The organism is Nocardioides sp. BGA-UO-ETr-FS32, assembly GCF_059567905.1.
In genome coordinates this window covers 157,411-171,663 of the sequence record NZ_JCAQOX010000007.1, presented here as the reverse complement: position 1 = coordinate 171,663, position 14,253 = coordinate 157,411, and the positions used below count along the sequence as shown (strand labels likewise).

Here is a 14,253-nt window from a genome sequence, read left to right as displayed (position 1 = left end):
CCTCCGGCATCCGCGAGGACTGCGTGCTCGGGCGACCACCATCCGCCTCGCAGGCCGTTCTCCGCCTCGCAGGCGACGCGACGTGCGAAGGATCCACGTGACCGAGACCCCCTCGAAGCCTGCCAAGAAGGCCCCCGCCAGGTCGGCCGGCCTCAGCTCGATGCTGCTGGCGGACCTGAAGTCGATGGCCGTCGGCCTCGGCATCTCCGGTGCAGGCTCGATGAAGAAGGCCCAGCTGGTCGACGCCATCAAGGCGACCCAGTCTGGTTCGCGGCCCGCTGAGGCCGCACCCGCTGCGGCCGCACCCGCTGCGGCCGCACCCGCTGCGGCCCGCGAGCGCGAGGCGGCGACAGCCGAGGCCCCGCAGGGCGGCCAGGCGCCCGCTGAGGAACCCGCGCCCCAGACGACCGTGCGGACCCGCACCCGCAAGCAGCGGCAGGCCGAGCAGGCCGAGCAGAAGCAGGCCGAGCAGCAGGTCGAGCCGAAGCAGGACCCGCAGCAGGTCGAGCGCGAGCAGCCGGACCAGAAGCGGGACGACCGGAAGCAGGACCAGCAGCAGTCCGACCAGTCCGGCGACCGCCAGGACCAGAAGTCCCAGAAGGGCCAGAAGGGCCAGAAGGGCCAGAAGGGCCAGCAGCCCGCGACGGACGGCAAGCAGCAGCAGGACAAGCAGCAGGACAAGCAGCAGCAGGACAAGCAGCAGGGTCGCCAGAACCAGCAGAACCAGCAGAACCAGCAGAACCAGCAGAACCAGCAGCAGGCCCAGCAGAACCAGAACCAGCAGAACCAGAACCAGCAGAACCAGAACCAGCTCGACGACGACGAGGACGGCGAGGGCGGCAGCCGTCGCAACCGTCGCCGTCGCGGGCGGGACCGGACCCCCGTGCGCCAGGGCGCTCGCAACGAGCCCGACACCACGATCCTCGAGGACGACGTGCTGGTGCCTGCCGCCGGCATCCTCGACGTCCTGGACAACTGCGCGTTCGTGCGGACGTCGGGCTACCTGCCCGGTCCGGAGGACGTCTACCTGTCGCTGTCGATGGTGCGGAAGTACCACCTGCGCCGGGGCGACGCCGTGGTCGGCCAGGTCCGCCAGCCGCGCGAGGGCGAGCGTCGCGAGAAGTTCAACCCGATGGTCCGCATCGACAGCGTGAACGGCACGGAGGCCGAGGGCGCCAAGGAGCGCCCCGAGTTCTCCGACGCGGTGCCGGTCCACCCGCACCAGCGGCTCCGCCTGGCCACCGACGACGCGAACCTGACCGGCAAGGTCATCGACATCGCCTCGCCGGTCGGCAAGGGCCAGCGCGGGCTGATCCTCACGCCGCCGCGTACGGGCGCGACGTCGCTGCTGCAGTCGATCGCCCAGGCGGTGACGACGAACAACCCCGAGTGCCACGTGATGGTGGTGCTCGTCGACGCGCGTCCCGAGGAGGTCACCGACTTCCAGCGCGCCGTCAAGGGTGAGGTCGTCGCCTCGACCTTCGACCGGCAGCCGGCCGACCACACCCTGGTCGCGGAGCTCGCCATCGAGCGCGCCAAGCGCCTGGTCGAGCTCGGCCACGACGTCGTCGTGCTGCTCGACTCGCTGACCCGCCTCGGCCGCGCCTACAACCTCGCCGCGCCGGCCAACGGCCGCGTCCTGGCGGGCATCGTGGACGCGTCCGCGGTGCACCCGACCAAGGAGTTCTTCGGTGCCGCCCGCAAGATCGAGGACGCGGGGTCGTTGACGGTCCTGGCCACGGTCGCGGTGGGCACCGGCTCGGCGACCGACGAGTTCTTCCTCGAGGAGATCGCCGGCACCGAGAACTGGGAGCTGGCGCTCAGCGCGGAGCGCGCGGCCAAGGGCATCGTCCCGGCGGTCGACGTCGCCGCCTCGGGCACCCGGCACGAGGAGAGGCTGCTGGCTCCCGCCGAGGGAGCCGTCGTCGGCGACATCCGCAAGCAGCTTGCCGCCGCGGACTCCCAGCAGGCCGTGACGAAGGTCGTCGGCGGTCGCTGATCGCCGGCCCAGCCATCGCCGGGAGCCCGCCGTCCGCGGCGGGAATCCCCGGATTGGCGCCGTTGTTCACACCGGTGGCACACTTGTGCGTCGGTTCCGGTTCACGTCACTACGCGATCCACGCGGGCGACCCGGAGCAATTCGAGAGGACACCATGAAGAAGGACACCCACCCCGAGTACGTCGAGACCCAGGTGACCTGCACCTGCGGCGCGTCGTTCACCACCCGCAGCACCGCGACCTCCGGCTCGATCCACGCCGATGTCTGCTCGCAGTGCCACCCGTTCTACACCGGCAAGCAGAAGATCCTCGACACCGGCGGCCGCGTCGCCCGCTTCGAGTCCCGCTACGGCAAGAAGGCTGCTGCCGAGAGCAAGTAGTCCACGTCAGGCGCCGGTCGCCCGCTCACCGCGGGTGGCCGGCGCCTTGTCGTCTGTCCGGGCTGGGGTCCGGGTCCGTACGGGGAAGCCGGCACGAGCCGGTCCATGAGGGAGCAGGAGCACGATGTTCGAGGCCGTCGAGGGCATGCGCGAGGAGCACGCCGAGCTCGAGCAGCGCCTGGCACTGCCCGAGACCCATGCCGACCAGCGCCTGGCCAAGCAGCTCAACCAGAGGTACGCCGAGCTGAGCGCCGTCGTGTCGACCTGGCAGGAGTGGCTCCAGCTCGGTGACGACGCCGAGGCGGCGCGCGAGCTCGCCCCCGAGGACCCGGCGTTCGCCCGGGAGGCCGAGGAGCTCGCGGCCCGGCGCGAGGCCGTGGGGGAGCGGCTGCGCCGGCTGCTGGTGCCCCGCGACGCCGCCGACGGCAAGGACGCCCTGCTGGAGATCAAGTCCGGCGAGGGCGGCGAGGAGTCGGCCCTGTTCGCCGGCGACCTGCTCCGGATGTACTCCCGCTACGCCGAGACCCGCGGCTGGAGCGTGGAGGTGCTCGACGCCACCGAGTCCGACCTCGGCGGCTACAAGTCCGTCACGGCCGCGGTCAAGGCGCGCGGCACGGTCGAGCCCGGCCAGGCGCCGTACGCCCTGCTCAAGTTCGAGGGCGGCGTGCACCGCGTCCAGCGCGTCCCGGTCACCGAGTCCCAGGGCCGCGTCCACACCTCCGCCGCCGGCGTGCTCGTCTCGCCCGAGGCGGAGCCGGTCGACGTGACCATCGACGACAACGACCTGCGCATCGACGTCTACCGCTCCAGCGGGCCGGGCGGACAGAGCGTCAACACCACCGACTCGGCCGTCCGCATCACCCACGTGCCCACCGGCATCGTGGCGAGCTGCCAGAACGAGAAGAGCCAGCTGCAGAACAAGGAGTCCGCGATGCGGATCCTGCGTTCGCGGCTGCTCCAGGCCGCCCAGGACGCTGCGGACGCGGAGGCGAGCGACGCGCGGCGCTCGCAGGTGCGCACCGTCGACCGCTCCGAGCGGATCCGCACCTACAACTTCCCGGAGAACCGGATCTCCGACCACCGCACCGGCTACAAGTCCTACAACCTCGACCAGGTCCTCGACGGCGACCTCCAGCCGGTGCTGGACTCCTGCGTGGAGACCGACATGGCGGCCCGGCTCGCGGCGCTGGAGTCCTGAGTTGCGCGCCAGCGCAGCCCGGCGCGCGGCGGCCCAGCGGCTCCGCGGGGCCGGCGTGGCCTCGCCGGAGCGCGACGCCGACCTGCTCCTCGCGCACGTCCTCGGCATCCCCTTGGGGCGGCTGCCGCTGGTGGACACGCTGGCGACGGGGGAGCAGGAGGCCTACGACCGGCTGGTCGCGCGGCGCGCGGACCGTGAGCCGCTCCAGCACCTGACCGGCACCGCTGCCTTCCGCCACGTCGAGCTGGCCGTCGGTCCCGGTGTCTTCGTGCCCCGGCCCGAGACCGAGCTCCTCGCCGGCTGGGCGATCGAGCACCTCCTCGCTGGTCGAGCAGCCGGCGAGGTGTCTCGATACGGCGCTCGTTCCTCGCGCCTACTCGACAACCGGGGAGAGCGGCCACCGGTCGTGGTCGATCTCTGCACCGGCTCGGGCGCGGTCGCGGCTGCCGTCAAGGACGAGGTCCCCCACGCCGACGTCCACGCCGTCGAGCTCGACGAGCAGGCGTACGCCTGGGCCGAGCGCAACCTGTCCGGCACCGGTGTCGACCTGCGCCAGGGCGACATGGCCACCGCATTCGACGACCTGCTCGGCACGGTCGACGTGGTGGTGTGCAACCCGCCCTACATCCCCCTCGAGGCGTGGGAGTCCGTGGCCGCCGAGGCCCGCGACCACGACCCGCACCTGGCCCTCTTCTCGGGCCAGGACGGCCTCGACGCGATGCGGGTCCTCGAGCGCCGCGCGGCGCAGCTGCTCCGGCCCGGGGGAGTGGTCGGTGCCGAGCACGCCGACGTGCAGGGCGCATCGGCCCCGGCCGTCTTCGCCGCCAGCGGCCGGTGGCTGGACGTGGCCGACCACCGCGACCTCGCGGGTCGGGCGCGCTACGTGACCGCGAGGCTGGCACGATGAGCGACGTGGACAGGCTTGCGACCTTGACCGAGGAGGAGCGGGAGGCGGCGGTGACCGCCGCCGCCGGTGCCGTACGACGCGGTGAGCTGGTGGTCATCCCCACCGACACCGTCTACGGCGTCGCGGCCGACGCCTTCTCACACGACGCGGTGCGCCTGCTGCTCGACGCCAAGGGCCGCGGCCGCGAGATGCCGCCGCCGGTGCTCGTGTCGGCGGCGACCACGCTCGACGCGCTCGCCGAGGGCGTCCCCACGTGGGCCCGGACGCTCGTCGATCAGTTCTGGCCCGGCCCGCTCACCCTGGTGTGCCGCCAGCAGGCTTCGCTCATGTGGGACCTGGGGGAGACCCGCGGCACCGTCGCGGTGCGGATGCCCGACGACGAGGTGGCCCTCGCCGTGCTGGAGCGCACCGGTCCGCTGGCCGTCAGCTCGGCCAACCTCACCGGGCGCCCCGCGGCGACCGACGCCGACCAGGCCGAGGAGATGCTCGGCGACGCCGTCGCGGTGATCGTGGACGGTGGCACGTCCCCCGGGGGCGAGGCCTCCACGATCGTCGACGTCACCGTCCCCGAGGGCCGCGTGCTGCGGGTCGGCGCGCTCTCCCTCGAGACCCTCAACGCCGCCATCGCCGAGCACGGGGTCGTGCTCCACGACCAGGGCTAGGCGGCGATGCGGGAGTACCTCCTCGTCTTCCTCGTGGCCCTGACGGTCACCTACCTGCTCACGGTCGTCGCCCGCGAGATCGCGCTGCGCACCGGCGCGGTTGCCCAGGTGCGCGACCGCGACGTGCACGCCGCGCCGATCCCCTACCTCGGGGGGCTGGCGATGCTCGGCGGCCTGTGCGCGGCGTACGTCGTGGCGCGGGAACTGCCCTTCCTCGGCCTGCGCAGCGAGGGCTTCGTCTTCAAGGACGCCGGCGTGGTGCTCATGGCCGGCGCGCTGGTGTGTGCCGTCGGGGTGATCGACGACATCTTCGAGCTCGACGCCCTGACCAAGCTGGGGGGACAGGTGCTGGCCGCCGGCCTCCTGGTCGCGCTGGGGGTCCGGTTCTACTACTTCCCGGGCGCGGACGGCACCCAGTTCTCGCTCGACGACGTCCAAGGGGCGGTGCTCACCCTGGTGGTGGTCATCGGGACCATGAACGCCGTCAACTTCGTCGACGGCCTCGACGGGCTGGCGGCCGGCGTGGTCGGGATCGGCGCCGCGGCGTTCTTCCTCTACTGCTACTTCGTCTCCGCCCAGAACAACCTCACCCTCGCCACCACGGGTGCGCTGCTCAGCGCGGCCCTGGCGGGGGCCTGTGCCGGGTTCCTGCCACACAACTTCCACCCCGCCCGCCTGTTCATGGGCGACTCCGGGTCGATGCTGATCGGGCTGGTGCTCTCGGCGAGCGCGCTGACGCTGACCGGACAGTTCGTCGGCATGCCGGTCACCACGGGCAACAGCCTGTTCGTGACGGTGCTGCCGGTGCTGCTGCCGATCTCGCTGCTGATGGTGCCGATGGTCGACCTGGTGCTCGCCGTCGTACGCCGCACGCGTGCGGGTCGCTCGCCGATGAGCGCGGACAAGCAGCACCTGCACCACCGCCTGCTCGAGATCGGCCACTCGCAGCGCCGTGCGGTGCTGATCATGTGGATGTGGGCGGCCACCATCGCCGCGGGAGCGGTGATCGTGAGCCTGGTCGACCGCTGGTGGGTCTGGTGGAGCCTCGGCACGATGCTGGCCCTCACGGTCGCCATGACGTTCGTGCTGCCGCAGGTGCACCGACCGCGCAAGACGGGCCTCGGCGACACCGGGCTGCCGGAGAACGACGCCGTCGAGGGTCGCGTCGACGACGAGGACGTGGCCGACGCCCCCGCACAGGGTGTCGTGGAGCCGTCCCGACAACCGGGGGAGAGCGTCCCCTGACCCCGGTTTGCAGGCTCTCCGGGACTTTGTGATAGTTTTCACGAGCAGTTCCGGAGGCCCTCTCAGGGGCCCGGACAGGCCCCGCAGACCCCGACAGGAACGGCCGCCGCCATGACGACCGAGAGCAGTGCGACCCCCCGTCGCAGCAGCCTCGCGCCGGGCGTACGGGTCGTCAGCCGGGCGGCGGCACTCACGCTGCTCGCGGGCGCGCTCCTCGCGGGGACGGCCGCGATCGTGCACGGCGCCGAGCCCGCGGCCGCCGCGGCGGTCGGCGCCGGGCTGGTCGCCCTGGTCGTGTCGTTCGGGACGTTCTCGCTCCACGTGGTCGCGAGCGCGATGCCGTCGGCCTCGCTGCTCGTCGCCCTGGTCACCTACGCCACGCAGCTGGCGATCGTGCTCCTGGTGTTCCTCGCGATCACGCGCGGAGGGGCCTTCTCCGGTGACCTGGCGCGCGGTTGGCTGGCCGCCTCGATGGTGGTCGCCACGCTCGTGTGGACCACCGCCCACCTGGTGCTCACCGCCCGGGAGCGCGCCCCCTACTTCGACCTCCCGACCGGGGGTGAGTCATGACCACCGCGACTGCTAAAGTCCGCAGCGCCATGGCCGAGTCCAGCGCCACTTCCTCCGAACCCCCGCGCAGCAGCAGTGCCCCGAGCTACCTGGTGGCCGGTGTGCTGTTCTACGGCTTCGTCGGGTGGCTGCTGGACCAGTGGCTCGGCACCCGCTTCCTGGTGGCGGCGGGGGTCCTGCTGGGCGGTGGTCTGGGCACCTACATGATGGTCGTGGCTCTCCGCCGGCAGACCGATGCCGCGCAGGGACACGACAGCAGCAAGACGAGCGACACGACGAGCAACACGACGAGCGACGAGGAGTCGGAGTGAGCATCACCCAGCCTGTGGCGGCAGAGGGCGGTTCGGGCTTCACGGCCCCCGGCCCCGGAAGCTTCGAGCTGCCGCCGATCTTCGGTGACGTCACCAAGCCGATGGTGCTCCTGGTGCTTTCCGCCGTGATCGTGTTCGGCTTCTTCTACGCCGCCTCGCGCAGCGCTTCGCTGGTGCCGAACCGCCTGCAGTACGCCGGCGAGATGGTCTACGGCTTCGTGCGCAACAACATGGCGCGAGACAACATCGGCAGCGAGCACTACATGAAGTTCGTGCCCTACCTCTTCACGCTCTTCACCTTCATCCTGGTGAACAACTACTACGGCGTGATCCCGTTCCTGCAGTTCCCCAGCTTCTCGCGGATCGGCTTCATCGTCCCGCTCGCGATGCTGAGCTGGGGCATCTACGTCGGCGCCGGCATCTGGAAGCACGGCCCGCTCGGCTACCTCAAGCACGCCACGATGCCCGGCGGCGTCAAGGGCCCGATCCTGCTGCTGCTGGTGCCGCTGGAGTTCTTCTCCAACATCATCATCCGGCCCGTCACGCTCACCCTGCGTCTGTTCGGCAACATGTTCGCCGGCCACCTGCTGCTCATCCTGTTCGCCACCGGTGGCGCGGCCCTGCTGGCCAGCGGCAACGTCCTCTACGGCGCCGTCGGCGTGCTGTCCTTCGGGCTCGGCATCGGCGTGAGCTTCCTGGAGATGCTGGTGATGTTCCTGCAGGCCTACGTCTTCACGCTCCTGAGCTCGATGTACATCGGCGAAGCCCTCGCCGACGAGCACTGATCCGCAACAAACCCCACAAGTTTCGCCAAACAGCGGCGCGAGAGACGCGTCGCCGACGAAAGGAAAAGCCGTGGAAGGCTCCATCAACCTGGTCGGTCTCGGCCTGTCCGCCATCGGTCCCGGTGTCGGTATCGGCCTGATCTTCGCCGCGTTCATCTCCGGTGTCGCGCGCCAGCCCGAGGCTCAGAGCCGTCTGCAGTCGATCGCCATTCTTGGCTTCGTTCTTGCCGAGGCGCTCTTCATCATCACCGTCGCGCTCGCGTTCGTCCTGCCTCTCTGACGACCGTCGCACCCCAGCTCTAGACCGTAGGAGTTCGACTCATGGACCACATCGTCCTGGCGGCGGCGGAGGGCGAGACCCACAGTCCGGTGCTGCCGGTCTGGTCAGAGGTCATCCTCGCCCTGATCGTCTTCGCGATCCTCTTCGTCCTCATGCGCAAGTTCGTCGTACCGAACTTCGAGAAGACCTTCGCGGAGCGCACTCAGGCGATCGAGGGAGGCCTCAGCGCGGCCGAGTCCAAGCAGGCCGAGGCCGACGCCAAGCTCGCCGAGCTCGAGAAGCAGCTCGCCGACGCCCGGCACGAGGCCGCGCGCATCCGTGAGGAGGCTCGCGAGCAGGGTGCTGCGATCATCGCCGAGATGCGGGAGCAGGCCCAGGCCGAGTCCACCCGCATCGTCGAGCACGGCAAGACGCAGATCGAGGCGGAGCGCCAGCAGGCGGTCACCTCGCTGCGTGCCGAGGTGGGCGCCCTGGCGACCGGCCTGGCCGGCCGCATCGTGGGCGAGAGCCTCGACGACGAGGCTCGCCAGAGCCGCGTGGTCGACCGCTTCCTCACCGAGCTCGAGGCGCACAACGACACGACCTCGGGGAGCGTCAACTGATGATGCGAGGAGCGTCTGCCGACGCCTACGCCGCAGCTGCCGAGGCCCTTCCGGGTTCCGGCGACCTCGGCCGGGTGGCTCAGGACCTGTTCGGAGTCTCGGACCTGGTCCGCTCCGAGCCGGGACTGCGGCGCGTCGCCACGGACGCGTCGGTCCCCGGCGCGGCCAAGGCGGAGCTGCTCCGCAGCGTGCTCACCGGGAAGGTCTCGACCGAGGCCCTCGACGTGGTGAGCGCGGCTGTCTCCCAGCGCTGGAGCGCCGGGCGCGACCTGCCCGATGCCCTGGAGGAGCTGGGCGTCGTGGCAGCGGTTCGTTCGTCCGGCAGCGACGTGGCCCGCCTCGAGGACGAGATCTTCGCCGTGGGTCGGCTCGTGCAGGCCAACCCGGAGCTGCGCGACGCGCTCTCCGACCCTGCTCGCAGCCGCGACGACAAGTCCGCCCTGATCAGCGGCCTGCTGGGCGACAAGGTCCTTCCCGCGACCATCGCCCTCGTGCAGCAGTCGCTCTCGGGCAGCCACCGCACGGTCACGGTGGCCCTCGCCAGCTACCAGAAGGTGGCCGCCGAGGTCCGTGGGCAGGGTGTGGCGACGGTCCGCGTCGCGCAGCCGCTCGCCCAGGTCGAGCGTGACCGGCTGGCCGCGGCCCTCGCACGCACCTATGGTCGCGAGGTGCACCTCAACGTCATCGTGGACCGCGACGTCATCGGTGGCATCCGCGTCGAGATCGGCGACGACGTCATCGACGGAACCGTCTCGACCCGCCTCGACGAGGCCGGGCGCAAGCTCGCCGGCTGACCCGTGACCGACATCCAAGAACTTTTCGAGCAGACCCAGAGAACAGGTGAGATGAAATGACGGAGCTGTCCATCCGTCCGGACGAGATCCGCGACGCTCTTCAGCGCTTCGTGTCGGACTACAAGCCCGAGTCGGCCAGCAAGGAAGAGGTCGGCACCGTGGCTGAGGCCGCGGACGGCATCGCCCGTGTCAGCGGCCTGCCCTCCGTGATGGCCAACGAGCTGCTGGAGTTCGAGGACGGCACGCTCGGCATCGCGCTGAACCTCGACACCCGCGAGGTCGGCGTCGTGGTCCTGGGCGACTTCGACAAGATCGAGGAGGGCCAGGTCGTGCGTCGCACGGGCGAGATCCTCTCGGTGCCCGTCGGCGACGGCTACCTCGGCCGCGTGGTCGACCCGCTCGGCACCGCGATCGACGGTCTCGGCGAGATCACCCCGCTCGAGGGCCGTCGCGCGCTGGAGCTGCAGGCTCCGGGCGTCATGGTGCGCAAGTCGGTGCACGAGCCCCTCGCGACCGGTATCAAGGCGATCGACGCCCTGACGCCCATCGGCCGCGGTCAGCGCCAGCTGATCATCGGTGACCGGTCGACCGGCAAGACCACGATCGCCATCGACACGATCATCAACCAGAAGGCCAACTGGGAGTCCGGTGACCCGGACAAGCAGGTGCGCTGCATCTACGTCGCGATCGGTCAGAAGGGCTCGACCATCGCCGCCGTGCGTGGCGCCCTCGAGGAGGCCGGCGCGCTCGAGTACACCACCATCGTGGCCTCGCCCGCGTCCGACTCGGCCGGCTTCAAGTACCTCGCCCCCTACACCGGCTCGGCCATCGGCCAGCACTGGATGTACGAGGGCAAGCACGTCCTGATCGTGTTCGACGACCTGACCAAGCAGGCCGAGGCCTACCGCGCCGTGTCGCTGCTGCTGCGTCGTCCGCCGGGCCGCGAGGCCTACCCCGGCGACGTGTTCTACCTGCACAGCCGGCTGCTCGAGCGTTGCGCCAAGCTCTCCGACGAGATGGGCAAGGGCTCGATGACGGGTCTGCCCATCATCGAGACCAAGGCCAACGACGTCTCGGCGTTCATCCCGACCAACGTCATCTCCATCACCGACGGCCAGATCTTCCTGCAGTCCGACCTGTTCGCGGCCAACCAGCGCCCCGCCATCGACGTGGGCGTCTCGGTCTCGCGCGTGGGTGGCTCGGCCATGACCAAGGCGATGAAGGCCGTCACCGGATCGCTCAAGGTCGACCTGGCGCAGTTCCGCGCCATGGAGGCGTTCGCGATGTTCGCCTCCGACCTCGACGCCGCGTCCCGCCAGCAGCTCGACCGCGGCCAGCGCCTGATGGCGCTGCTCAAGCAGCCGCAGTACTCGCCCTACCCGGTCGAGGAGATGACGGTCTCGCTGTGGACGGGCACCTCGGGTCGGCTCGACAAGGTCCCGACCGACGACGTGCTGCGCTTCGAGAACGAGTTCCTCGACTTCCTGCGTCGTAGCCACGAGGGCATCCTCGCCGGCATCCGCGAGAGCCTGAAGTTCGAGGACTCCACCGAGGACCAGCTCGCCTCGGCCTACGACTCCTTCCTCGACCAGTTCGAGACTTCCGACGGCCAGAGCATCAAGGCCGGCAAGGAAGAGCACGTCGCCCTCGAGGACGAGGACGTCGAGCAGGAGCAGATCGTCAAGCAGAAGCGGAGCTGACGCAATGGCTCTCTCCGTACGCGAGTACCGCGCGCGGATCAAGTCGACGGAGTCGATGAAGAAGATCACGCGCGCGATGGAGCTCATCGCTGCCTCGCGGATCATCAAGGCCCAGCAGCGAGCGCAGGCGGCAGCGCCGTACGCCCGCGAGCTGACCCGTGCGGTGTCGGCCGTGGCGACGTTCTCCAACGTCGACCACGCGCTGACCACCGAGCCGGAGGACCCGAAGAAGGCCGCGATCCTCATCGTCACCTCCGACCGCGGACTCGCCGGTGCCTACTCCTCGAGCGTCATCAAGGAGGCCGAGCGCCTCGTCGAGAAGCTCAAGGACGAGGGCAAGGAGGTCGACCTCTACACCAGCGGTCGCAAGGGCGAGGCCTACTTCAAGTTCCGCCAGCGCGCGGTCGTGCAGGCCTGGACGGGTTTCTCCGACCAGCCGACCTACGACGTCGCGGCCGAGATCGGCGCCACGCTGATCGCGGCCTTCCTCGCCGACGGCGAGGACAGCGACTCCGACGTCCGTGACGTCGACGAGGTCCACGTGGTCTACACGCGGTTCCGCTCGATGCTCAGCCAGGAGCCGACCGCCGTGCGCCTGCTGCCGCTGGAGGTGGTCGAGGGCACCGAGGCCCCCGACAAGGCCGACCTGCTGCCGCTCTACGAGTTCGAGCCGTCCCCCTCGGAGGTGCTCGACTCCCTGCTGCCGCGCTACGTCCAGAGCCGCATCTTCTTCGCCCTGCTGCAGGCGGCCGCCTCCGAGCTGGCCGCCCGCCAGAAGGCGATGAAGGCCGCGACGGACAACGCCGACGAGCTCATCAAGAAGTACAAGCGCATCGCCAACCAGGCCCGCCAGGCTGGCATTACCCAAGAGATCAGCGAGATCGTCGGTGGCGTCAACGCCCTTGCCGACGCACAAGCCGGGAGTGAGTGAACATGACTGCCACTGTTGAAGAGACGACCACCGAGAGCAAGGGCGGCGCTGTCGGCCGCATTGCCCGGGTCATCGGCCCCGTCGTGGACATCGAGTTCCCGACCGACTCGATGCCCGCCATCTACAACGCACTGACCTGCGAGTTCGAGCTGAGCGGCGAGACCAAGTCGATCATCCTCGAGGTCGCCCAGCACATCGGTGACGGCATGGTCCGTGCCATCTCCATGAAGCCCACCGACGGCCTGGTGCGCGGCGGCCAGGTCACCGACACCGGCGAGTCGATCACCGTCCCCGTGGGCAACGCGACGCTCGGCAAGGTGTTCAACACCACCGGCGACGTGCTCAACCTCGAGGAGGGCGAGACCTTCGAGCCCGCCGAGCGTTGGGGCATCCACCGCAAGGCGCCCGCCTTCGACCAGCTGGAGTCCAAGACCCAGATGTTCGAGACCGGCATCAAGGTCATCGACCTGCTCACCCCCTACGTCCAGGGCGGCAAGATCGGCCTGTTCGGTGGTGCCGGCGTCGGCAAGACCGTGCTCATCCAGGAGATGATCGCGCGAGTCGCGAAGGACCACGGCGGTGTGTCGGTGTTCGCCGGTGTCGGCGAGCGCACCCGTGAGGGCAACGACCTCATCGTCGAGATGGAGGAGGCCGGCGTCCTCGGCCAGACCGCCCTCGTCTTCGGCCAGATGGACGAGCCGCCGGGCACGCGCCTGCGTGTCGCCCTGTCGGCCCTGACGATGGCGGAGTACTTCCGCGACGTGCAGAAGCAGGACGTGCTGCTCTTCATCGACAACATCTTCCGCTTCACCCAGGCCGGTTCCGAGGTCTCCACGCTGCTCGGTCGCATGCCGTCCGCCGTGGGCTACCAGCCCAACCTGGCCGACGAGATGGGTCAGCTGCAGGAGCGCATCACCTCGACGCGCGGTCACTCGATCACCTCGCTGCAGGCGATCTACGTCCCCGCCGACGACTACACCGACCCGGCACCGGCCACCACGTTCGCGCACCTCGACGCGACCACCGAGCTCTCGCGCGAGATCGCCTCGCTCGGCATCTACCCGGCCGTGGACCCGTTGACCTCGACCTCGCGCATCCTGGACCCGCAGTACATCGGCGAGGACCACTACCGCTGCGCAGTGCGGGTCAAGCAGATCCTCCAGCGCAACAAGGAGCTCCAGGACATCATCGCGATCCTCGGTGTCGACGAGCTCTCCGAGGAGGACAAGATCATCGTCTCCCGGGCCCGTCGCATCCAGCGGTTCCTGTCGCAGAACACCTACGTCGCCAAGCAGTTCACCGGCATCGAGGGTTCGACCGTCCCGGTGGCCGACACGATCGAGGCGTTCAACAAGATCGCCGACGGCGAGTACGACCACGTGGCCGAGCAGGCCTTCTTCATGTGCGGCGGTCTGGACGACGTCGAGAAGAAGTGGTCCGAGATCCAGAAGAGCCTCTGATGGCTGGCTCCACCGACAAGGTCCTCCAGGTCGAGCTGGTCGCTGCCGACCGCCTCGTCTGGTCGGGCCAGGCCACGATGGTCATCGCCCGCACCACCGAGGGCGACGTCGGCATCCTGCCCAACCACGCGCCGTTGCTGTCCTCGATCATCGAGGGCGTCGTGGACGTGCAGACGGCGGAGGGGGAGACCTGGGTCGCAGCCGTCGACGCCGGCTTCATCTCGGTGGCCGACAACCGCGTCTCGATCCTCTCCGAGCGGGCCGAGATGTCGCACGAAATCGACCTCGAGAAGGCGCGCCAGGAGCTCGAGCGGGCCAAGGAGGCCGGCGAGAACGACGACGCTGCCCACGAGGCCGTACGCCGCGCCGAGGCACGGATCCGTGCCGTGGAGCGGGCCTCCTGACAGCTGTCCAGAAGCTGACGCTAGGG

Annotated in this window: 16 protein-coding genes; all 16 read left to right on the top strand. The window is 70.1% G+C overall.

Annotated elements, in window-relative coordinates; translation table 11 throughout:
* Window positions 1-97: 97 nt before the first annotated feature.
* The 16 genes from rho to AC57BS_RS03515 all read left to right on the top strand — a co-directional run bounded on the left by rho (window position 98) and on the right by AC57BS_RS03515 (window position 14,227).
* Window positions 98-1,999: a transcription termination factor Rho gene (gene rho, locus AC57BS_RS03590; RefSeq protein ID WP_496410099.1), complete on the top strand. Its 1,902-nt coding sequence runs from the start codon at window positions 98-100 to the stop codon at window positions 1,997-1,999.
* 154 nt (window positions 2,000-2,153) lie between these two features.
* Window positions 2,154-2,378 carry a 50S ribosomal protein L31 gene (gene rpmE / locus AC57BS_RS03585; RefSeq protein WP_129453600.1) on the top strand — a complete coding sequence of 75 codons (225 nt, stop codon included), beginning with the start codon at window positions 2,154-2,156 and terminating at the stop codon, window positions 2,376-2,378.
* Window positions 2,379-2,502: 124 nt separating this feature from the next.
* The gene (gene prfA / locus AC57BS_RS03580) at window positions 2,503-3,576 is read left to right on the top strand and encodes a peptide chain release factor 1 (protein WP_496410098.1); all 1,074 of its coding nucleotides are present in this window, start codon (window positions 2,503-2,505) and stop codon (window positions 3,574-3,576) included.
* 1 nt (window position 3,577) lies between these two features.
* A complete protein-coding gene (gene prmC / locus AC57BS_RS03575; RefSeq protein WP_496410097.1) occupies window positions 3,578-4,483 on the top strand; it encodes a peptide chain release factor N(5)-glutamine methyltransferase in 906 nt (301 codons plus the stop codon).
* On the top strand, window positions 4,480-5,145 hold the full coding sequence (locus tag AC57BS_RS03570; protein WP_496410096.1) for an L-threonylcarbamoyladenylate synthase: 666 nt from the start codon (window positions 4,480-4,482) through the stop codon (window positions 5,143-5,145). The genes prmC and AC57BS_RS03570 overlap by 4 nt, the downstream gene beginning before the upstream one ends.
* A gap of 6 nt (window positions 5,146-5,151) precedes the next feature.
* Complete coding sequence (locus tag AC57BS_RS03565) at window positions 5,152-6,390, top strand: MraY family glycosyltransferase (RefSeq protein ID WP_496410095.1); 1,239 nt, start codon at window positions 5,152-5,154, stop codon at window positions 6,388-6,390.
* Between the two features lie 111 nt (window positions 6,391-6,501).
* Window positions 6,502-6,960, top strand: a complete 459-nt coding sequence (locus AC57BS_RS03560; protein ID WP_496410094.1) for a hypothetical protein — start codon at window positions 6,502-6,504, stop codon at window positions 6,958-6,960.
* Window positions 6,961-6,989: 29 nt separating this feature from the next.
* Window positions 6,990-7,271 carry a hypothetical protein gene (locus AC57BS_RS03555; RefSeq protein ID WP_496410093.1) on the top strand — a complete coding sequence of 94 codons (282 nt, stop codon included), beginning with the start codon at window positions 6,990-6,992 and terminating at the stop codon, window positions 7,269-7,271.
* Window positions 7,268-8,056, top strand: coding sequence for a F0F1 ATP synthase subunit A (gene atpB, locus AC57BS_RS03550; protein ID WP_496410092.1), 789 nt, complete (start codon window positions 7,268-7,270; stop codon window positions 8,054-8,056). The genes AC57BS_RS03555 and atpB overlap by 4 nt, the downstream gene beginning before the upstream one ends.
* Window positions 8,057-8,126: 70 nt before the next feature.
* Window positions 8,127-8,336, top strand: coding sequence for an ATP synthase F0 subunit C (atpE, locus tag AC57BS_RS03545; protein WP_030482691.1), 210 nt, complete (start codon window positions 8,127-8,129; stop codon window positions 8,334-8,336).
* Between the two features lie 41 nt (window positions 8,337-8,377).
* Window positions 8,378-8,938 (top strand): F0F1 ATP synthase subunit B, encoded by a 561-nt coding sequence (locus tag AC57BS_RS03540; protein ID WP_496410091.1) that lies wholly within the window; start codon window positions 8,378-8,380, stop codon window positions 8,936-8,938.
* On the top strand, window positions 8,938-9,732 hold the full coding sequence (locus AC57BS_RS03535; protein ID WP_496410090.1) for a F0F1 ATP synthase subunit delta: 795 nt from the start codon (window positions 8,938-8,940) through the stop codon (window positions 9,730-9,732). Before AC57BS_RS03540 ends, AC57BS_RS03535 begins: the two co-directional genes overlap by 1 nt.
* A gap of 56 nt (window positions 9,733-9,788) precedes the next feature.
* Window positions 9,789-11,432 carry a F0F1 ATP synthase subunit alpha gene (gene atpA / locus AC57BS_RS03530; protein WP_129453592.1) on the top strand — a complete coding sequence of 548 codons (1,644 nt, stop codon included), beginning with the start codon at window positions 9,789-9,791 and terminating at the stop codon, window positions 11,430-11,432.
* A gap of 4 nt (window positions 11,433-11,436) precedes the next feature.
* Complete coding sequence (locus AC57BS_RS03525) at window positions 11,437-12,363, top strand: F0F1 ATP synthase subunit gamma (protein WP_496410089.1); 927 nt, start codon at window positions 11,437-11,439, stop codon at window positions 12,361-12,363.
* Window positions 12,364-12,365: 2 nt separating this feature from the next.
* Entirely contained in the window at window positions 12,366-13,823 is a 1,458-nt protein-coding gene (gene atpD, locus AC57BS_RS03520; protein ID WP_496410088.1) for a F0F1 ATP synthase subunit beta, read from the top strand.
* Complete coding sequence (locus AC57BS_RS03515; RefSeq protein ID WP_496410087.1) at window positions 13,823-14,227, top strand: F0F1 ATP synthase subunit epsilon; 405 nt, start codon at window positions 13,823-13,825, stop codon at window positions 14,225-14,227. The genes atpD and AC57BS_RS03515 overlap by 1 nt, the downstream gene beginning before the upstream one ends.
* The last annotated feature ends 26 nt before the right edge of the window (window positions 14,228-14,253 follow it).